Here is a 20672-nt window from a genome sequence, read left to right on the forward strand (position 1 = left end):
GCATGGCGCGAATGCCTATCGATTAGGCATGCGAATGACAGGAGATCGCGCCACGCGTATCGCGGCGCGACGAACGGTTCATCAACCACCTCATTACGGGGACATCACCACCATGAAACACGGACGTTTCATCGTGGCGGGCAGCGCATTTTCGTTGCTTGCCTCCAGCGCCATGGCGCAAAGCACCGTCACGTTGTACGGCATTATCGACGCGGGCATCTCGTACACCAACAACGTCAAGGGCGGTTCGCTGTGGCAGGAAAGCTCCGGCAAGCTCGGCGGGAATCGCTGGGGCGTCAAAGGCTATGAGGACCTCGGCGGTGGACTTTCGGCCGTCTTCACGCTCGAAAGCGGTTTTTATTCGACCAACGGCACGCTCGGACAAGGTGGGCGCGAGTTCGGTCGACAAGCCTTCGTGGGGCTCGCCAAGCGGGACGTCGGCGCGCTGACGTTCGGGCGCCAGTACGATCCGCTGGCCGATCTCGTTGCACCGTATTTCGGGTCCGGTTTCTGGATACCGTCCACGCACGTCGGCGACAACGACAACCTCGATCAGTCGTTCCGCATCAACAACGCGGTGAAGTTCCGTTCCGACGCATTCGCTGGTTGGCGCGTCGATGCACTCTACGGTTTCAGCAACCAAGCCGCGAGCAGCGGATCGCAAGGCTTCGCCAACAACAACGCGTGGGCGCTCGCCATCAACTACACCCAGGGGCCGGTGTCGGCCGGCGGCGGTTACATGCAGTTGAATCACCCGAACGCCATCAGCAATACGAATGGTGCCGTGGGCGGCGCGTCATCGACAACCGGGGATGATTACAGCTCGGGCTTCTTCTACGGGCTTGACGGCGGCGTGGCGCGTCAGCGCATTGCCGCGGTCGGCGGCAATGTGGTGTGGGGACCGGCGACCGTGGGACTCGGCGTCAGTCACGTGCAGCTCGACTACAACGACGGCGCGACGCGCAAGCTCACCAACATCGATGCGAACCTGCGCTACCGGCTCAGTGCGCCGTGGATGATCGTGGCCGATTACACCTACACGGATGGCCGCGCGACCGGACTGCCCGGCACGGGCGGCGCGGACCTCAAGCCCACCTGGCACCAGATCAACGTAGGCCTCGATTATCTGCTGTCCAAGCGCACGGAGCTCTACGTCACCGCGGGGTATCAGAAGGCGCTGGGCGATGGCACGACGTTGGTCGGCGGGCACTATCGGCCGATCGCCGCGATGACGACGGCCGGGGGTGCGTCCTCGACCAACACGCAGTTCACTGTCGCGACCGGCGTGCGGCATCGCTTCTGAACGCGACCATCGATCGATGAACACGGCACGCGTCAGCCCCGACATGCTTCGGCGTCACGTGCCGTCTCGTAGACGTGCTGGGCGAGATACAGATCCAGCACCGGTAGGCCCACGCACGTCACGAGTGCGGGCATGCGATACGTAGTGTTCTCGTCCAGGATCTGCCAGAGGTTGCGCACCTGATACGCGTTAGCCATCGACTCTAGGGAGCGTCCGGTGCGCGCGAAGAACAGCGGCAAGCTCTGCGAGCGGCGATGCGCGACGGTGTCGATGTCGTCGCAAATCACCGTGCCGGCTTCGAGCATGTAGCGGATCAGTTCGTCCGGCGTTTCATCGCCGCCCAGGTGCAACACGATCGATTCGTCGCCGACCTGCCAGGCTTCGAACAGCGGCGCGCTGGCGTTCGAGGCGGTGACGATCAACGTGCAATCGGGGAGCGCGTCGAGCGCGGGTGCGGCGACGAGTGGAAACGACACGTGCGGCGCGAGCTGTGCGACGAACGCTTCGGCACTGGGTTGCGTGCGGCTTCGGATGTACAGCGTGTCGATGCGCTCGGGATGATGGGCGTGCAGATCCTCGACGACCGCTTGCGCCACGCGGCCTGCGCCAAATAGAAACACTGAAAAACGTGCACGATGGGGCAGCAATCGATCGATGACGACGGACGCATACGCACCGGTGCGTTGCGCCGACAACGTCGAGCCATCGAGGATCGCCACCGCCTGCATGGTGAGCTTGTCGTAGAGCAGTACCGTCGAGGTGGATCGCGGGTCGCCGTGCTGGCGGTTGTAGCTGTGCGAGCCGACGATTTTCACCGCGCCGTACGAAGGGTTGATGCTGACAAGGGCGCTGAGTTTCCAGTTCGGGCGTTCGCCTGCGGCATACGCCGCATCCGCCGCGTCGCCGAGCAGCGCGCGCAATTCGTTGCGCGTCGGTTCCAGCACCGCTTTCGTGCCGTAGGCCTCGCCGTCGCGAAGCGCGCGCAACGCGGCCCGTACACGCTGCCCCACGACGCGGGGCGCCAACGCCGCGACCGTCACGCGGCTCGCGGCCACACGCGACAGCGGACCGCGTGGTTCGACCAGCGATCCGTGCATCGCTCCCGCATCCTCGACTGCCGATGTCTCGCTCATGCATCGCCTCCGGAAAGGCCCGAGAGGGGCCTTTAAAGACTAGAACGATTGATCCATTTTTTTGAGGCGCCAGTTCGGACCTTCATGCCGGGGCTGTCAATGGCTGCATGTCATTTTTGTGATGGACATCGTGTTTTCTTGCGGAAGGATGGGGCTAGTTCGCCCCTCCTGAGCCGCGCGCGGTGCGCGCTGGCCAAAGCCGCATCGCGATGAGAGGGCGCACGAGAGGGAGGGTGTGTCCAGCCCTAACGCTTTGATAAGCCGGTCGAGCGCGACGATGAAGTCACCGTCACGCCCCAGCTTTGACTCGTCGACTGCGTCCAATAAGAACGCCTTCACAAAAAAATGAGATCACTTGATCCAAAAATAATTTAGACACATTGATCTAAATGTGAACGTAGGGGGCGACAATGGCATGGGACTCTGAGTTTCTCGAGGAATGCAAAGCGGCGCCGCGCTTGCACAGCATGGCCGACTTTTTTGCGAACACCGCCGCCGGGCGAGGTGGCATGCCGCGCAAGCCACCTACGGTGGACGAGCGCTTGTTCGAGGGCGATGTGACGCTCAAACGCTTCGCGGATCTTCATCGGCGGCGTTGGGGGCATTTCGATCTGCACTATCACGCCAGCATTCCGTACCGGCTGGAAGAGGAAATCCGCCTTGGCGAAGCCATCCTGAGCTACGGCATGCAGGCGGCTCGTCCGGGCGAGCCGTTCAAGGTGTACTCGCTTGGGACCGCGGAGGGCACGATGGCGCGGACGATGTCGGAGCTGGCCAACGGTGCGATCGAAACGTTGTCGAGCAGCGCCACGCGCGAGAACCGCGACAGTTTCTATCGTTATGGGGAACCACCGCATGCCCGGTTTTTTCTCGGTGCGTTCCATGAACTCGATCGTACCGTGCTCGATCGCGATAGCGAGTTGCGACCCTTCGCGTCGGGTTTTGACGTGATTCTGGAGGACACGACGTTTCAGATGGTCTCGCCCAACCGGACGCAGCAAATTGCCTTCGTCGCGCAGGTGCTCAAACCCGGGGGCCTGTTTGTGTTCGTGGAGAAGTTTCTCGACGACGATCGCGATGCCTACATGGAACGCGAAAGGCAAAAGGACTTCGGCTTCAAGACGCGCTTCTTCGACCGGGCCGACATCGAACGAAAACAGCGAGACATTCTCGACACGATGAACCGCAATGAGGTGTCGTTGTCCGACATGGCACGCGCCATCGCCCAGACGTTCGCCCACGCCGCGGTCACGTGGAACAGCGGCAACTTCTCTACCATCGTCGCCAGTGAACGCCCCCAGGCGATCCAGGCATTCATCGCACGCATGACCGCACCGTGCATCCCGCGTGAGTATGAATACGAGTCGGTGCCGCGCGCGCTATGTGGCCTCCAAGGGGCCGCCTTGCACTTTCGTGCGCCGAACCGGTTGTGGTCGTTCGTGCGTGACGGCTGACACGGCCATGACGTCGGCGAGAGCGGCGGCGACCTGATCGATATCGGCATCGGTCACACCCCGATAGAGCGCCATGCGCACGCGTTGGGGGCCAAAGGCCGCGATGCGGATGCCGTGGTGTTCCATGGCTTTGACAACGCCCTCGGCGCGGAGGCCTTCGCGGGTGAGCGTGGCGAACACCAGGTTGATGGAAGGCGGTATCTCGATCACCTCCAGTCCGTCGACATGGTGCAGGGCTGCCCGTAACCGCGCGGCTCGTCGATGGTCCTCGACCAAGGGGCCGAAAGGATCGCGCAGCGCCCAGCGTGCCGCGGCGGCCAGCACGCCCGCCTGGGCCATGCCACCGCCCAACGCATGACGCACGCGCCGCGCTGCATCGATGACCTCCGTGTTGCCAGCGAGGATGGCGCCAGCCGGGCAGGCGAGCCCTTTGGAAAGACACACCGCGACGGTATCGACCCCCTCGACGATCTCGTGCACGGGACGGTTCGTGGCGATCGCCGCATTGAGCAGCCGCGCGCCATCCAGATGCACCGGTACGTCATGGCGATGCGCTGCGGCGATCACGTCACGCAGCGCATCGAGCGCGTACAGCGCGCCGCCGCCCCGATTGTGTGGGTGTTCCAGTGCGATCAGGCACGGCCGTTCTCCCTGGGCGCGCACGGCTTGAATCGCGCGCGCCACGTCGGTCGCCGCCAATCGGCCCGCATCGCCGGGCAGTGCATGAAAACGGACGCCGGCAAACCGTTGCGCACCGTCATCGGCGACGTGCAGATGGCACAACGTATCGGTAATCACCGTATCCCCCGGTCGGCCATGCACACAGACGGCGGCGAGGTTGGCCATCGTGGTGGTTGGCAGGAATAGCGCGGCCTCCATGCCGAGCAGTGCGGCCATGTGCGCCTGCAAGGCATTGACGGACGGGTCTTCGCCCACGGCGTCGTCTCCCATCACGGCTCGAGCCATGGCCCGGCGCATACCCGGTGGGGGAAGACTGGCCGCATCGGTTCTCAGGTCGATCATCCTTGATTTCCTGTATGAAGCGACGGGCGGCAGGCATCCTGCCCGCCACGCCCGATCGATGCGTTTAACCGCCGTAGATATCGAAGCTGAAATACTTCTTGGCGATCCGATCGTACGTTCCATCGGCGCGAATCTGCCGGATCGCGCCATTCAACGCGTCACGCAGCGCCGGATCGTCCTTGCGCACACCGATGCTGATGCCTACACCGAAAATCGCCGGGTCATTGAGCGTCGGTCCCTTGGCAAAGCCGAAGTCGCGCCCCTGCGGCGTCTTGAGGAAGCCCTGGTCGGCTTGCACCGCGACGCACAACGCGGCATCGAGCCGTCCACTGGTCAGGTCCGCCCAGACCTGATCCTGGGTAGCATAGGACACCACGTCGATGCCTTTCGGTGCCCAATAGGTTTTCGCATAGGCTTCCATGGTGGTGCCTTGCTGCACACCCACGCGCTTGCCGCGCAGCGACTCGGGTGTCGTCAACAGCGTGGACGGCACACGGACGACGAGCCTCGCGGCCGGGTGATAGAGCTTGTCGGTGAAGTCGATTTGCTTCAGACGCTTTTCGTTGACGGACATCGATGAGTTGATGGCGTCGAACTTGCGCGCTTGGAGGGCGGGAAACATGCCGTCAAAGGTGTTTTCCACCCAGACGCATTTGGCATGAAGTTTTGCGCAGATCGCTTCACCCAGATCAATATCGAATCCCACGAGCTTGCCGTCCGGGGCTTTGGACTCAAACGGTGGATACGAGGGTTCCACGCCGAAGCGGATGGTCTTGAACGTTTCCGCGTTGACGCCGGTCCATGCCACCGACAGGGTGACAACCGACAGCAGCCATGCCATGCCTTTCATCGAGGCCTCCTTTCGCTTTGTTAGGAACTTGAAAACAGCGTGGATGATCGCGCACACCCGATGCCGAAAGCGTTCGGCGCCAATATTCGTTGGGCAAGTACCGCGGTGAGAAAGTGCAATTGGCCGTCGCACGAACGCAAGAAACCTCGCATAAGTCGTATTCGGCGATCTGTCCCCTGCAGCATCGCAGGCCATGTCGTGCAGCAGGCTGCCGTTCTTCCACATGCCATCCGGCGAGCCGTGCTGCCGCGGTGAAGCCGATGACGAGGCGTCATGGCTTGTGCGACGCCCGACGGTCGCCACTTGCATGCTCCCCGTGTGAAGGCGCTGGCTTCCTCGTTCAGAAGCCTGTAAGGAGATAGAGCGATTGATCCAGTTTTGCGGGGTGCATGTCAGGACTTTATTAGATCGGTGTCAATCGGGACATGTCATTTTTGTGACAGGTGCCGTATTTCCTTGCGCAAAGATGCGGCAAGGTCCGTCGCGATGGCACGTGAGCCCTGGTTTTGCAGGGGTAGCGGCTGCGTGTGAGGGATATAACGGGGCACGATTCAAGGGTCGACTGGATCAATCGATCCATATCGTGCAATCGGGGGCGATCACCTAGGAGGGCATAACGCGATGTTCACGGATTGGGGAATGCAAACCGGAACGAAGGCAGCAGCGGCACCGGCGACGCGGGCTGACCTGTTGGCCATGCCGATTGGCGACGCGATTCTCGCCCTGATAGGCACGCCCCGCTTTGAGCGGTCCGTGCACGTCGACGACCGGTTCGCGGCGCGATGGCAGGCGCGTCTGGTAGGTTGGCTGCGTCGTGCCTTCGTCGAGGGGGACGAGGCGGCCTTGATCGACGTGCATCGCGTGTTGTTCGCGCTGTACGACTTGCACGTGGCCGATCCGGCGATGCCGGCGGTCGTCAACCAGTTCGCCCCGTTTCTGATGGCTGTGCGCGGGACTATCGAGCAGCATTGGCTGGCGGCCGAATACCAGCGGATCGGCGCCGCCCCTGTCTTCGAATCACCGGACGCGTTGATCACGGCGTTGCGCAGCGCTGTCCAGGCGCATCCAGCTTCGCATCACCCCTTGTTCGACCTGCTTGCGATGCATGCCACGCGCGCGCAGCTCGAAGCGTTCTTTCGCAGCGACACGGCGCTCAACGTCCGTTTTTTTGATCTGATTGTGATGGCGATGATCGGTTCGCATCCCGAGGCCCGCAAGGAACTGGCCTCGAACTTCTGGGACGAAGTGGGGCGGGGCGATCCGCAGCACAGTCACGTGAACCTGTTTCGACATCTCCTGACGGACGTGGGTATCGCTCCCTCAAGCACAGATTTCGCGTCGGAACTGGGCTGGCAGGGCTTGCGCGGCTACAACCTCTTCATGCTCTGCGCCCTGAACCGGCAGCACTATTTCAAACTTCTGGGCGTGATGGCCGCGACGGAACTGCTCGACCCGCCGCAGTACCGCAAGCTCATCGCCGGATGCCGCCGCCTTGGTCTCGGGCCGTCGATGACACGCTATTACGACGAACACGTCACGGTCGACGATGTACACGGTGAAGGCTGGCTCGACAACGTAATCCGTCCCCTCGCGCAGCGTGAACCACGTGCCATGTCCGCCGTGTGGGCAGGATGTATGCTCCGGCTTGCCAGTTGCGGCGACTACTACGATGCCTTGAGTCGTCAGTTGTCGTCGACGACGAGCCCACCGGCCGGGGACGATCATGACCATCACCCACGAAAAAAACGAACTCGCCCGTCGCAGAGCACGAACCAAGGTACTGGGTAAAGCCGCGGAGCTCTTTGGCCGCTATGGCTTTCATGCGGTCAGCGTGCGTCAGATTACGCGGGAGGCCGGTGTGGCGTTCCAATCCATGTACAACAACTTCGAGGGAAGGGAGACGTTGGCCAAGGAAGTGCTTGAATGGAGGCACCGTGGCGTGATCGAGGAACTCACTGCGCGCATCGCTACCGTCGAGGGTGTCGATGCGAAACTCAAGGCATTCTTTGACTGGCACGAAGCGTGGTTTACCAGTGATGCCTCTACGGGCTGCTTGTTCGAGCGCGCGATTGGCGAATACGGCATGAGCGAACCAGAATTATCGGAGGTCGCGGTGCGTCACAAGAAGGCGCTTCTCGCCTTGCTCGAAGTCGTCCTGCAGGATGAGTTTGATGCCAGCGAAACGAAGCGGCTTACCGGCGTGATCCTCATGCTGATCGATGGCGCGACGTCCCACGCGCGCGCGTTTCGTGATCCACGCACGGCGCGTCATGCGTGGCGAGCCACGCAAGCGCTGTTGGCCGAGGCGCGTCAGCGCTCCGCACATTGAGAGGGGCGGTGTTCGTTGCCCTCAAAGCGCGCGCAGGAATTCGGCGAGGTCAAGGCGTTCTTCCACGCTCAGATTCAACGGGCGCCCGGCTTGCAGACTGCGGTAATACACCTCGCGATTGATCGCGTCCTCGAGTGTCGGCACGCTGCCATCGTGCATATACGGCGCGGTGTGCGCGACACCACGCAGTGACGGTGTGCGAAACAGCCCGATATCCGCGGGATCTTGCGTCACGTTGAAGCGTCCAAGCTGCGCTTCGTCGGCATGCGTCGCTATGCGATCGCCGATCGCACTGCCTTGCAGTGAGCGCGCGATGACACCTTCCGTGAGTGCGGGCAGATTCGCTGTGATGCCATCGAGCCCGACACCGGTGCGATGGTAACCATGATCTGTCAACGCCGGCGGGGAACCGTCGAGCCGGTGGCACTCTGTGCAACCGGCCTTGCCCTGGAACAGGGCCAGCCCGAGTTGCGCACGCGGATTCAAGGCCGTTCGATCGCCGTGAAGATAGCGATCGGAGGCGCTGTCAGACGGATGAAGCGAACGCACATAGGTCGCGAGCACCGCGCCGATCTCGGTCGGAGCCAGATGGCCTTGGTCGTCAGGGAAGGCTTGCGTAAACGCCGTGCGGTACGCTGGATTTTGTACGATCCGCTGCATCAGTTCCGTTTGATCGTGCAGCCCCATCTCCATCGGATTGGTGAGCGGATCGAGCACGGCTTGCTCGAGCGCGGTGCGCCGCCCATCCCAGAAAAAGGCGCCTTCCTTGGCGAGTTCCACGGAGAGGAGACTGGGGGTGTTGCGTGTGCCGGCGCGCCCGTAGACGCCGATGGCTACCGTTCGCCCGTCGGCATAAGCCTTCTCGGGGATGTGGCAGGACGCGCAGCGCATAGTGCCATCGTCGCTTAGCGACGGGTCATTGAAGAGCTGCTGGCCCAGCGCGATGCGTTGCGCAAGCAAGGAGGCATCAGGCGATCCGTGTGCTGTATGGTGTAGCACGAAGATCACAAGCGTGCTCACCATCACGCCAGTAACGAGCCATCCGAACCCACGTATCCGCGACATCCTGCGCCGAGCTCCTGCGATGTCCCGCATCACATGGTCACAAAGCGCACGGTCGCGCCGCTTGCTCTTAACGTGTTCGCCACCGTGGCCCGTTCGGAGCCGTCACTGACCACCATCACCACGATGCCCTTCAGCGCACCGGGTTTCACCTGCTTCGCGACGTCACCGAGGAAGGCCGTGGTCTGCTTGGGATCGGGACCACCGACGATCAGCATGCCGCCGGGCATGAGGATCGGCCCGATGCTATGCACGACCGAATCGGTTTCGTTTTGGCGACGGGCATTTGCCGCGACGCTGTCACCCGCGGGAATCACGTAGATGTACGGGCGCATGCCGACGTCCTTGCCGTGCAGCTTGCCCTGCTCGGCGAGGTAGTTGCCCCAGGTGTTTTCGTCAGCGGTGGAGGCCGGTTTAGCGGGGCCGTTGACTGCCGTTGAGGTGTTGGACGCGGCGGGCGTGGCGGGATGGTTGCAAGCGGCGAGCAGTGCTCCCAGCGTGACGGCGAGCGTCAGACGTCCTAAGCGGTACATGGTCCCCTCGTGATGCAGTGAATGTGAAGCGCGTCGATAGGCTGAGCCCGCCGCGGAGCCGCATCATCACACCACAACGAAGGGACGTCTGCCTACTGAGAGCTTCTTCACAAACTCTTCACAGGGTTTCTGGTGCGATCAGCGGGTAGTTTCACACCTCGTTCACGTCGTGGTGGGGTGTCTGGGTTCAGGGGTTTATGCGTTGAGATCAGGCTGGCCGTTTCCCAAGGAGCGGCGGAAAGGACTGTGCAATGGAGTCGCTGGATAAGGGCGGGCAGTGGGTGGAAGGTGGCCTGGAGGGATCGAGCGTAAGGGAGCGTCTTCGAAGCCGGCTCGATCGAGGGTTTCGTGCAAGTCTCGTCGGACTGCTCTGCCTCATGCTGCTGGCAGGGGGCATTGTGCATGCGCAATCCACGCGCTATGTGTACGACGCCAATGGTCGCGTTGTCGCGGTCACCCAAAGCAGCGGCACCACGACTCAGTACGGCTACGATGCCTTGGGGTACGTAGGCTCGATTAGTGCACCGCTTTCTGCCGGGCAATTGGCGATCTTTGCGTTCACGCCGACGCAAGGCGACGCCGGTACATTTCCATTCTTCGCTCCACTCCTCCGCTACGCTATAAGGGCGGCCCGTGATGCGTCCCTGATACTCGCGGGAGCGCGGGGACATGGAGTGATTGGCGCGCATAGCGCGTCCAGATTCCTCGGGCGGGCATTTCTTGCAGCTCTCGCCGGTTCGTGGCACTGAACGGACGGCAGGCGTTGCCTTGCTGCCATCCTTCGTCGTGTCGCCCGACAGACTAGCTGTTCCCGCTGTCGCTGCTCCGCCCAACAAGGCGGCGCCAGTGCGTGCCAAGACTGGCCCAAGCTCCGTGACCGCTGCTTCCACTACCGGCGCGAGCAATCCCGCCATACGTTAATCCTCCCACAAACTCAGGGTGTTCAATTCGCCTGCGCATCACGCGCAGATAGTCGTGAAACCGTTCGTCGGCCGAGTGGCCGGGCCGTGTGAGCCAGGTGCGCGTCGCCGGCTTCTCATAGAAGCTGGGTGCATAGGCCTCGACGCGCAGGAACGCGACGAGGTTGTCATCGTCGTGGATGCCGACCGCGCGCGCAGCAGTGAATGCATGCCACAATCGGTTGGTGAGGGTGGGGTCATCGGCGAGCTTTGCATCGTCTCCGACCAGATCCTCGCACACACGCGCAACGAAGCCTTTGGCATCGATCTCGGCGAGTGCAGCAACTTGTTCGATCGTCAGTTCAAGCATGCGGATGCACCCTGGTTAGCGCGCCGTTGATCTCGATCAGCCAGTCGAAGGTGGATACGAAAAACTCCGCACGCTGCGAGAACGACAGCAATCTGGCGATGTCGCCGATGAGGCGCGCATCGTAGAAGCGCAGCAGCGCCGTGCGGCCGTCGGGCATCCGCACGTTCAGCCGCTCGCGCAATTCCTGGGCGAGCGACGGGAACGGGTACGCACTGACGAGCCACGACACGCCATCCGCACCACCGGCCAGCTCATGCAATATGCGATGCATGGTGATCGAGGCCTGGTCGATGTCGATTAACCACGGGCCGGCATCAGCCAGCGAGGCGTCGGGCGTGCCATCGAATAGGGCAGCGGTAGCGGCTGAGCGCTCCAGCGGAGCCGCGTTCGGCACGCGTGTGTACAGGAGCGCATCGATGAGCGCATAGAGCCGCACGGGTATCGAGGTTTGAGCTTGGCGCTGCGCGAGATAGTTTTCGATCGTTGAGAGCTGCACGGCTTACTCTCGCATCACAGTCGTTGCGCCGCTTTCGGCCGCAGCCTTCAGGCATTCGAGACACAGTGTGGGGCTCGGAGCGAGCGGCAAGACAGCGGCCGCGGTGCCGATACCTTGGCCTGGATCAGCCTCGCCGATGTCGTCGATCGTGGAGTTGAACTGCGAGGCGATGAGCACCGCGCCGCAGGTCGTTCGCATCCCTTCGACAGCCGTATCGCGGTGGTGAATTCGGTGTGGGAAGCGCCGACCTAGCAGGTCCGGCGAAATAGTAAAGACGCCCTTGCAGAGCGGACACGTGACCTTGTGTCCGACGCCGGCGATTTCTCGGCCGTCGATGGTGGCGTTTTCCGTTCCCTCAAGCACAGTGCCGCCGTGCGACGTGGTATCGCCCTTACGGATGATGGCCCGCTTTGCCAATTAACCCCCACAAATCATTAGACAAATAATGAAACTTGCCACAACAAAAATGATTGCACTACCTGTCTGAATTGACAGGTCGAGGGTTGCGACAGAATAGGTTGCGCGCAATAGGGGACTGATCGCGCTCGCGCGAATCACTCTCGCTTCGGTGTGCCGCTATCTGCGAAATCTCATCGCGAGTCTTGCCAATCGGATATTGACGTCAAATGCTCCGTCGTCAGGTGAGCGTACCGTCGCGCATGCACTTTATGTCCCTAACGCATAGAAAAGAGAGGTCACAAGAGCAATGGGGCTGTCGATCGTCACTCTGCCATGCGTACATGTCGGGGCCGAGCGGCTGAAAACAATCCACTTCGACGTAGAACCCTCGTAGCGTTGAAGATGGCTCGGCGCTTGGCGGCGCGATGAGTCAGTGGCAGGGCCCCGGATTGATGGTGTGACTTTTCGCGTGAGCGGAGTGAGTTGCCAATGCATCCGACCCAAACGTCCTTGGGTCAAATCCACTATTTGGTAGCACTGGGCTTACCGTGGTAGCGAACGTAGACATTAACCCGTTTCGCGAATATTGCCGCTGAGTTTGCAGATAGCGGGCCATCTTTTAGAGTATCTAAGTAATCAGCGTACCATTGCATCATTGCCTTGCGCTGCGGCAGATACACAGGGCTTCCGCATGAAGAGGCATGTCAGGCAAGGCCGAGGATGGAGTCACGCATAGCGGTATCCCATGCGGCGAGGTTACGGATGTTCTTCAGGCTCACCTTCTTGGGCTGCCGACTCTGAGCCAGCCGGGCGAGATTGAGTGTGATCTTGCGCAGACTGGCCATGTTGCGGGCGGCCAGGGTGTCGCGGATCAGGCTGGCATCCTCGCCCCACGAGACATCGAGGACCCAGTGCAGTTGGTTTTCGATGCCCCAATGAGCACGGATGATCGGAGCCATCTCAGTTGCTTTCACCGCTTTCGAGCTGATGTAGTAACAGCGCTCGGTCGTCACTTTCTCGCCAATCTGGCGTGTGCGCTCAAGCATCACCAGCCGCTGGAGACCCGCCCAGTGCTGTCCTGTCCCGCTCAGCCACGCCACATCATCGCTGACCCGGCAAACCCGGGTCTCCAGCCGCCCGTGGCCTTTGTCATGTTCGGTGTGCTCCCAGTACGAGCTTTCGAGCTTGCCGTCCTGGGCAGCCGCAAACCACTGGCGCACGCCTTCGGCCAGTCGCGGCTGATTGTCCTTGACCGCCAGAACGTAGTCGGCCCCGGCCTCCACGATCGTGCGTGCGATCTCGTGCTGCGTGCCGATCGCGTCGATCGTTATCGTCGCGCCCTGCAAATCGAGCGCGGCCAGCAATTCCGGGATCGCCGTGATCTCATTGCTCTTATCGGCCGTGCTCACTTGCCCGAGGCTCAAGCCGTTGTTCGAGCACCATGCCGACACCAAATGCAGCGCCGCATGCGTGCCGCTACGGTTGCCGCGCACCGCCTTGCCGTCAATCGCCACATGCTGGCCAGCCAGCGCCGGACACAGTTGCCCGACCCAGTCGATGAAGCAGCGCTCAAACGCTTTCGCACTGAGCGCGCCGAATACCCGCCGGAACGTATCGGGCGACGGCACGCCGTTCTCATACGCCAGATGGCTACGCAGCCAAGCAAGCTGCGTGCGGCCCCACAGTGTCATCGTTTCCCAGTCCTCCACGCCGCACAGCACCGCGCACAGCGCCGCAAACAGGACTTCCTCCAGCGGATAACGGCAGGCGCGGCAGCGCGGGTCTCGCAGTTCGGCAAACGCGTCCATGATCGTTGGCATCTCTCGTCCGGCAAAAATCGAGAGTAAACCTGAGACGCCAAATGTTTACAACAACCTTTTCCGCTCTCAGCCTTGATTCATGGGAGCCTTCATGCGGAAGCCCTGGGCAGATACATGGCATGGTTGTAATCGCCGGCCACGCCGCCCTCGAGGTGGGAAAGTTGCGTTTCTACGTGGTCGCGGTTCCAGCCGTGTTCTCGCAGCAGCGTGCTTGCGGTATGCCGCGCTCCATGCCCGACCATGCGGCCCTTGTACCCGATTTTTGAAAAAACGAGGTTGATAGTGTTTTCGCTGATGATCTCGTTTTTGGTACCGATGCCGGGGAACAGGTAGCGATGACGGCCTGTGACCCTCTGAAGCTCTTTGAGAGCCTTGATCAATTGTTTGGGAAGGGGCGCGACATGGGCGTGGCGCATCTTCATCTTGGCGGCATTGATGGTCCAAAGACCTCCGTCGAGATCAAGCTCAGTCCATTCGGCGTAACGAACCATACCGGGACGACTCGCGGTCAAGATCGTCATCCACGCTGCAACGCGGGCGACCACCCGGCTAGTGGATAGGTCGAGCGCTTTCAAGAAATTGGGCAGCTCGGGTTCCAGTAGATGAGGATAGGGCTTGGCTTTGGGCGCTTCCTTGGCGATGACTTTCAATTCCGATGCAGGGTTGTACTCGCACTGCCCACGGGCGATGGCTTGACTGAAAATTTCGCGCAACCAACCACGAGCCTTCTTGGCGACGTTGAGCGCGTCTCGTCTCTCGAAGCGCTCTTGAACGCGTACGCAGTCCGCGCGCGTAATGTCGGGCACTCGTTTTTTACCCAGTTCTGGCAGGATGTCCTTGTCGAGATAGGTGCGCATTTTGTCGAGTGTGGAGGTGGAGCGTCCCGCGTCCTGTTTGCCCTTAAACCAGCGCTCGGCTGCAGTGCTGAATGTGTCGTCGTCCGCTGCGCGGTTACTGCCATCACGTGGTCGCTGTACGGAAGGGTCGATGCCGTTTGCAACTTGTGTTCGTGCTGCTCCGGTAAGTTCGCGTGCGCGTTGCAGTGATATATCAGGATACGTACCGAACGAAATGCGTCGCTGCTTCTTGGCGAAGCTGTAGCGGAAGTGCCAACTCTTGATGCCGGTCTGGGCAACGAAGAGGAACAGGCCGTCGCGATCCTTGAGTGTGTACTCTCTGGTCGACGGCTTTGCAGCGTCGACTTCCTTGACGGTTAGCGGCATGCCAGCGCTCCTAGTACATTGGGAACGAACTCGAACTTTCAATGTACTGGCTAATGTACTACTTGGAGGCTGGCTAGAGGTGGTTCTCAGTGGATGCCAGAAAACAGAAAACCCCGGAAACTCGGGGGGTTGCGGGGTTTCTTTGGACTTCAGTGGATCGCGTTGGACCCTATGTTGGTGCCCAGGAGAGGACTCGAACCTCCACGGTGTTGCCACCGCTAGGACCTGAACCTAGTGCGTCTACCAATTCCGCCACCTGGGCACTGCTGCATCGAGCAAGACCGCTATTTTAGACGTCTTATGAAATCTGTCAACAGAAATTTAGGGAGAGACCAAAATTTCTTGAAGACGGTGTTCACGGGACGCATGTCGCCTCACACATAAAAGAAAAAAGCCAGCTTGCGCTGGCTTTTGAATCTGGTGCCCAAGAGAGGACTCGAACCTCCACAGTGTTGCCACCGCTAGGACCTGAACCTAGTGCGTCTACCAATTTCGCCACCTGGGCAGGTGTGTGCTGCAAAGATCGCTATTATAGATGGCCGAACGATCCTGTCAACACTTCCTCATCGGCCGCCCAGGGCTTCCGCATGAAGAGGCATGTCAGGCAAGGCCGAGGATGGAGTCACGCATAGCGGTATCCCATGCGGCGAGGTTACGGATGTTCTTCAGGCTCACCTTCTTGGGCTGCCGACTCTGAGCCAGCCGGGCGAGATTGAGTGTGATCTTGCGCAGACTGGCCATGTTGCGGGCGGCCAGGGTGTCGCGGATCAGGCTGGCATCCTCGCCCCACGAGACATCGAGGACCCAGTGCAGTTGGTTTTCGATGCCCCAATGAGCACGGATGATCGGAGCCATCTCAGTTGCTTTCACCGCTTTCGAGCTGATGTAGTAACAGCGCTCGGTCGTCACTTTCTCGCCAATCTGGCGTGTGCGCTCAAGCATCACCAGCCGCTGGAGACCCGCCCAGTGCTGTCCTGTCCCGCTCAGCCACGCCACATCATCGCTGACCCGGCAAACCCGGGTCTCCAGCCGCCCGTGGCCTTTGTCATGTTCGGTGTGCTCCCAGTACGAGCTTTCGAGCTTGCCGTCCTGGGCAGCCGCAAACCACTGGCGCACGCCTTCGGCCAGTCGCGGCTGATTGTCCTTGACCGCCAGAACGTAGTCGGCCCCGGCCTCCACGATCGTGCGTGCGATCTCGTGCTGCGTGCCGATCGCGTCGATCGTTATCGTCGCGCCCTGCAAATCGAGCGCGGCCAGCAATTCCGGGATCGCCGTGATCTCATTGCTCTTATCGGCCGTGCTCACTTGCCCGAGGCTCAAGCCGTTGTTCGAGCACCATGCCGACACCAAATGCAGCGCCGCATGCGTGCCGCTACGGTTGCCGCGCACCGCCTTGCCGTCAATCGCCACATGCTGGCCAGCCAGCGCCGGACACAGTTGCCCGACCCAGTCGATGAAGCAGCGCTCAAACGCTTTCGCACTGAGCGCGCCGAATACCCGCCGGAACGTATCGGGCGACGGCACGCCGTTCTCATACGCCAGATGGCTACGCAGCCAAGCAAGCTGCGTGCGGCCCCACAGTGTCATCGTTTCCCAGTCCTCCACGCCGCACAGCACCGCGCACAGCGCCGCAAACAGGACTTCCTCCAGCGGATAACGGCAGGCGCGGCAGCGCGGGTCTCGCAGTTCGGCAAACGCGTCCATGATCGTTGGCATCTCTCGTCCGGCAAAAATCGAGAGTAAACCTGAGACGCCAAATGTTTACAACAACCTTTTCCGCTCTCAGCCTTGATTCATGGGGGCCTTCATGCGGAAGCCCTGATCGGCCGCCCAGGGCTTCCGCATGAAGAGGCATGTCAGGCAAGGCCGAGGATGGAGTCACGCATAGCGGTATCCCATGCGGCGAGGTTACGGATGTTCTTCAGGCTCACCTTCTTGGGCTGCCGACTCTGAGCCAGCCGGGCGAGATTGAGTGTGATCTTGCGCAGACTGGCCATGTTGCGGGCGGCCAGGGTGTCGCGGATCAGGCTGGCATCCTCGCCCCACGAGACATCGAGGACCCAGTGCAGTTGGTTTTCGATGCCCCAATGAGCACGGATGATCGGAGCCATCTCAGTTGCTTTCACCGCTTTCGAGCTGATGTAGTAACAGCGCTCGGTCGTCACTTTCTCGCCAATCTGGCGTGTGCGCTCAAGCATCACCAGCCGCTGGAGACCCGCCCAGTGCTGTCCTGTCCCGCTCAGCCACGCCACATCATCGCTGACCCGGCAAACCCGGGTCTCCAGCCGCCCGTGGCCTTTGTCATGTTCGGTGTGCTCCCAGTACGAGCTTTCGAGCTTGCCGTCCTGGGCAGCCGCAAACCACTGGCGCACGCCTTCGGCCAGTCGCGGCTGATTGTCCTTGACCGCCAGAACGTAGTCGGCCCCGGCCTCCACGATCGTGCGTGCGATCTCGTGCTGCGTGCCGATCGCGTCGATCGTTATCGTCGCGCCCTGCAAATCGAGCGCGGCCAGCAATTCCGGGATCGCCGTGATCTCATTGCTCTTATCGGCCGTGCTCACTTGCCCGAGGCTCAAGCCGTTGTTCGAGCACCATGCCGACACCAAATGCAGCGCCGCATGCGTGCCGCTACGGTTGCCGCGCACCGCCTTGCCGTCAATCGCCACATGCTGGCCAGCCAGCGCCGGACACAGTTGCCCGACCCAGTCGATGAAGCAGCGCTCAAACGCTTTCGCACTGAGCGCGCCGAATACCCGCCGGAACGTATCGGGCGACGGCACGCCGTTCTCATACGCCAGATGGCTACGCAGCCAAGCAAGCTGCGTGCGGCCCCACAGTGTCATCGTTTCCCAGTCCTCCACGCCGCACAGCACCGCGCACAGCGCCGCAAACAGGACTTCCTCCAGCGGATAACGGCAGGCGCGGCAGCGCGGGTCTCGCAGTTCGGCAAACGCGTCCATGATCGTTGGCATCTCTCGTCCGGCAAAAATCGAGAGTAAACCTGAGACGCCAAATGTTTACAACAACCTTTTCCGCTCTCAGCCTTGATTCATGGGGGCCTTCATGCGGAAGCCCTGATCGGCCGCGCGTATCGCGGCGCATGCGGCGCAATACGCGGCGCGCGGTCCGTTCGCCGCAGCGGCGGGTGTTAGAATGGGGCGGCATGAGCGGCGCGCCCGTTCGGCTCCGCTTGCCGCGGTCGCGCAAGCCAAACGCAACGAGAAAAATCATCGACAAGCCCTTGAGCAAGTATCCGTATCCCATCCCGAGCCGCGAAGAGATTCTCGGCGTGCTGCGCACGAGCGACACGCCGCTTGCCGCGAACGACATCGCCGAAGCGCTGTCGATCAAGCGTCAGGAGCGCGAAGGATTTTTCCGTCGCGTCGCCGCGATGGAGCGCGACGGCCAGATCCGTCTCGACAAGCGCGGCCATTATCAGTTGACGCATCCGTCCAACTTCGTCGCGGGCCGCGTGCAAGGCCATCGCGACGGCTACGGCTTCGTGATCCGCGACGATGGCCAGGACGACCTGTTCCTGCCGAACGCCGAAATGCAGAAGGTCATGCACAACGATCGCGTGCTCGCGCGGATCGTCGGCTATGACCGGCGCGGGCGGCCGGAAGGGCACGTCGTCGAGGTGACCGAGCGCGCGAACAAGCGCGTGATCGGGCGTCTGCTGAACGAGAACGGCGCGCTCATCGTCGCGCCCGAGGACAAGCGGATCAGCCACGACATCCTCGTCACGCAGAACGTGAAGAAGGCGAAGGTCGGGCAGGTCGTCGTCGTCGAGCTTACCGATTTCCCGAGCCGTCATTCGCAGCCGCTCGGCCGCGTCGCCGAGGTGCTCGGCGACATCGACGATCCCGGCATGGAGATCGAGATCGCGGTGCGCAAGTACGGCGTGCCGCACGAATTCGGCGCGGCGGCGCTCGGCGAGGCCACGGCGCTGCCGGACAAGGTGCGGCCCGCGGATCTGCGCTATCGCGTCGACCTGCGCGACGTGCCGCTCGTCACGATCGACGGCGAGGACGCGCGCGACTTCGACGACGCCGTGTACTGCGAGCCCGTCGCGGTCGGCCGCGGCGAGGGCTTCCGGCTCATCGTCGCGATCGCGGACGTGTCGCACTACGTGCAGCCTGGCAGCCCGCTCGACGTCGACGCGGTCGAGCGCAGCACGTCGGTCTATTTCCCGCGCCGCGTGATTCCGATGCTGCCGGAGAAGCTGTCGAACGGGCTCTGCTCGCTGAATCCGCAGGTCGACCGCTGCGTGCTCGCGTGCGACATGATCATCAACGCGCGCGGCGACATCAAGGCATACCAGTTCTATCCGGCCGTGATCCATTCGGCCGCGCGGCTCACGTATACCGAAGTGGCCGCGGTGCTCGCGAACACGAAGGGGCCGGAGGCCGCGCGCCGCGCCGAGCTGATGCCGCACCTGCAGAACCTGTACGGCGTCTACAAGGCGCTCTTCGCCGCGCGGCAGAAGCGCGGCGCGATCGATTTCGATACGACCGAGACGTACATCGTCTGCAATACGCAAGGCAAGATCGAGCAGATCCTGCCGCGCCAGCGCAACGACGCGCATCGGCTGATCGAGGAATGCATGCTTGCCGCGAACGTGTGCGCGGCCGATTTCCTCAAGCGCAACAAGCATCCGGGCCTCTACCGCGTGCACGCGGGCCCGACGCCCGAGAAGCTCGAGAACCTGCGCGCGTTCCTGCGCGACATGGGGCTCACGCTGGGCGGCGGCGACACGCCGCATGCGAGCGACTACGCGGCGCTGATGGCGCACATCCGCGACCGGCCCGACGCGCAGATGCTGCAGCCGATGCTGCTGCGCTCGATGCAGCAGGCGGTCTACAGCCCGGAAAACATCGGTCACTTCGGCCTCGCGTACGACGCGTATGCGCACTTCACGAGCCCGATCCGCCGCTATCCCGATCTGCTCACGCATCGCGCGATCTACGCGATCCTGTCCGGCAGGAAGTACACGCCGAAGTCGCCGGAAGGCGTCGAGCTGAACACCGCGCTGTCGCCGCGCGCGCGCGCGATGCAGCGCGAGGAAGACGAGGCGCGCGGACGCCCGCGGTCGAACGCGGCGATCTGGGAGGAGCTCGGGCTTCACTGCTCGGCGAACGAGCGGCGCGCGGATGAAGCGTCGCGCGACGTCGAGGCGTGGCTCAAGTGCTATTTCATGCGCGACAAGCTCGGCGAGGAATACGGCGGGATGGTGAACGGCGTCACGTCGTTCGGCATCTTCGTGCAGCTCGATGCGCTCTTCATCGAAGGCCTCGTGCACGTGACAGAGCTCGGCGCCGACTACTTCCAGTACGACGAGGTCAAGAACGAGTTGCGCGGCGAGCGCACGGGCATCCGCTACCGGTTGTCCGATCGCGTGCGCGTGCAGGTGAGCCGCGTCGATCTCGACGCGCGCAAGATCGATTTCCGCCTCGTGCGCGAGACGCCCGTGAAGGCGCCGCGTCCGGCGGCGTCGGCGGCCGCGGCCGAATCGGGCGGGCCGCGCGTGCGTGCGCTGCCGCCCGCCGAAGGGCCTGCGCGGCGCAAGAAGGCCGCGAGCGCGCCGAGCGCGGCGGTGAAGGAAGCGCGGGCCGCCCGCAAGAAGGGCGCCGCATCGAAGCCGGCCGCGAAGAAGGCGCATTCGCGCAAGAAGTACTGATCGAGCGCGTCGCCGGCATGCGGCGACGCCGATCGAAACGCCGTGCACCCGCAAGGGCGCGCGGCGCTTTCTGTTTTCCATGCGGTGCGCGCGGTGCGCGC

18 protein-coding genes and 2 tRNA genes are annotated in these 20672 nt (G+C 62.4%); 6 read left to right on the forward strand and 14 right to left on the reverse strand.

All coding sequences use genetic code 11. The features are described 5' to 3' along the window. The first annotated feature begins 112 nt into the window (after positions 1-112). A complete protein-coding gene (locus tag WS92_RS18995) occupies positions 113-1303 on the forward strand; it encodes a porin (RefSeq protein ID WP_059934156.1) in 1191 nt (396 codons plus the stop codon). A gap of 32 nt (positions 1304-1335) precedes the next feature. Here the strand turns inward: WS92_RS18995 and WS92_RS19000 are convergent, their stop codons facing one another. Continuing rightward, on the reverse strand, positions 1336-2436 hold the full coding sequence (locus WS92_RS19000; protein WP_059934158.1) for an ornithine cyclodeaminase: 1101 nt from the start codon (positions 2434-2436) through the stop codon (positions 1336-1338). 410 nt (positions 2437-2846) lie between these two features. Between WS92_RS19000 and WS92_RS19005 the strand changes: the two genes are divergently transcribed. Then, entirely contained in the window at positions 2847-3890 is a 1044-nt protein-coding gene (locus tag WS92_RS19005) for a class I SAM-dependent methyltransferase (protein WP_059934160.1), read from the forward strand. Here the strand turns inward: WS92_RS19005 and WS92_RS32680 are convergent. Next, entirely contained in the window at positions 3816-4913 is a 1098-nt protein-coding gene (locus tag WS92_RS32680; protein WP_171845229.1) for a threonine aldolase family protein, read from the reverse strand. The two genes, WS92_RS19005 and WS92_RS32680, sit on opposite strands and share 75 nt — an antisense overlap. Before the next feature lie 64 nt (positions 4914-4977). Continuing rightward, positions 4978-5763 (reverse strand): ABC transporter substrate-binding protein, encoded by a 786-nt coding sequence (locus WS92_RS19015; RefSeq protein WP_171845252.1) that lies wholly within the window; start codon positions 5761-5763, stop codon positions 4978-4980. Positions 5764-6402: 639 nt separating this feature from the next. Between WS92_RS19015 and WS92_RS19020 the strand changes: the two genes are divergently transcribed. Next, positions 6403-7551, forward strand: coding sequence for an iron-containing redox enzyme family protein (locus WS92_RS19020; protein WP_231755985.1), 1149 nt, complete (start codon positions 6403-6405; stop codon positions 7549-7551). Then, positions 7487-8092 (forward strand): TetR/AcrR family transcriptional regulator, encoded by a 606-nt coding sequence (locus WS92_RS19025; RefSeq protein WP_082743952.1) that lies wholly within the window; start codon positions 7487-7489, stop codon positions 8090-8092. Before WS92_RS19020 ends, WS92_RS19025 begins: the two co-directional genes overlap by 65 nt. Before the next feature lie 21 nt (positions 8093-8113). On the opposite strand, the gene WS92_RS19030 is transcribed toward WS92_RS19025, so the two are convergent. Both WS92_RS19030 and WS92_RS36705 read right to left on the reverse strand, forming a co-directional pair. Further along, positions 8114-9115: a cytochrome-c peroxidase gene (locus tag WS92_RS19030; protein WP_231755986.1), complete on the reverse strand. Its 1002-nt coding sequence runs from the start codon at positions 9113-9115 to the stop codon at positions 8114-8116. A gap of 71 nt (positions 9116-9186) precedes the next feature. Continuing rightward, positions 9187-9687, reverse strand: a complete 501-nt coding sequence (locus WS92_RS36705) for a hypothetical protein (RefSeq protein ID WP_059934168.1) — start codon at positions 9685-9687, stop codon at positions 9187-9189. A 251-nt stretch (positions 9688-9938) separates the two neighbouring features. On the opposite strand from WS92_RS36705, the gene WS92_RS37230 reads away from it, so the two are divergent. After that, positions 9939-10436 carry an RHS repeat domain-containing protein gene (locus WS92_RS37230; protein WP_082743954.1) on the forward strand — a complete coding sequence of 166 codons (498 nt, stop codon included), beginning with the start codon at positions 9939-9941 and terminating at the stop codon, positions 10434-10436. A gap of 52 nt (positions 10437-10488) precedes the next feature. Here the strand turns inward: WS92_RS37230 and WS92_RS19045 are convergent, their stop codons facing one another. From WS92_RS19045 to WS92_RS19085, 9 genes are all read right to left on the reverse strand, one after another. Then, positions 10489-10956 carry a hypothetical protein gene (locus WS92_RS19045; RefSeq protein WP_059934172.1) on the reverse strand — a complete coding sequence of 156 codons (468 nt, stop codon included), beginning with the start codon at positions 10954-10956 and terminating at the stop codon, positions 10489-10491. Next, the gene (locus WS92_RS19050) at positions 10949-11452 is read right to left on the reverse strand and encodes a DUF4123 domain-containing protein (protein WP_059934174.1); all 504 of its coding nucleotides are present in this window, start codon (positions 11450-11452) and stop codon (positions 10949-10951) included. Before WS92_RS19050 ends, WS92_RS19045 begins: the two co-directional genes overlap by 8 nt. 3 nt (positions 11453-11455) lie before the next feature. After that, positions 11456-11869 (reverse strand): PAAR domain-containing protein, encoded by a 414-nt coding sequence (locus WS92_RS19055; protein ID WP_059934176.1) that lies wholly within the window; start codon positions 11867-11869, stop codon positions 11456-11458. Between the two features lie 686 nt (positions 11870-12555). After that, complete coding sequence (locus tag WS92_RS19060; RefSeq protein ID WP_059930687.1) at positions 12556-13671, reverse strand: ISAs1 family transposase; 1116 nt, start codon at positions 13669-13671, stop codon at positions 12556-12558. A gap of 89 nt (positions 13672-13760) precedes the next feature. Continuing rightward, positions 13761-14894, reverse strand: coding sequence for a tyrosine-type recombinase/integrase (locus WS92_RS19065; RefSeq protein ID WP_059932445.1), 1134 nt, complete (start codon positions 14892-14894; stop codon positions 13761-13763). A 175-nt stretch (positions 14895-15069) separates the two neighbouring features. Beyond that, a tRNA-Leu gene (locus tag WS92_RS19070) sits at positions 15070-15156 on the reverse strand. Positions 15157-15312: 156 nt separating this feature from the next. Continuing rightward, positions 15313-15399 (reverse strand) — tRNA-Leu (locus tag WS92_RS19075). Between the two features lie 95 nt (positions 15400-15494). Further along, positions 15495-16610, reverse strand: a complete 1116-nt coding sequence (locus WS92_RS19080; RefSeq protein WP_059930687.1) for an ISAs1 family transposase — start codon at positions 16608-16610, stop codon at positions 15495-15497. Between the two features lie 140 nt (positions 16611-16750). After that, on the reverse strand, positions 16751-17866 hold the full coding sequence (locus tag WS92_RS19085; RefSeq protein WP_059930687.1) for an ISAs1 family transposase: 1116 nt from the start codon (positions 17864-17866) through the stop codon (positions 16751-16753). Between the two features lie 269 nt (positions 17867-18135). Here WS92_RS19085 and rnr point away from each other — a divergent pair, with 269 nt between their 5' ends. Continuing rightward, positions 18136-20571, forward strand: coding sequence for a ribonuclease R (rnr, locus tag WS92_RS19090; RefSeq protein WP_059934407.1), 2436 nt, complete (start codon positions 18136-18138; stop codon positions 20569-20571). The last annotated feature ends 101 nt before the right edge of the window (positions 20572-20672 follow it).

The organism is Burkholderia sp. MSMB1588, assembly GCF_001546925.1.
In the GTDB taxonomy this organism is placed as follows: domain Bacteria; phylum Pseudomonadota; class Gammaproteobacteria; order Burkholderiales; family Burkholderiaceae; genus Burkholderia; species Burkholderia humptydooensis.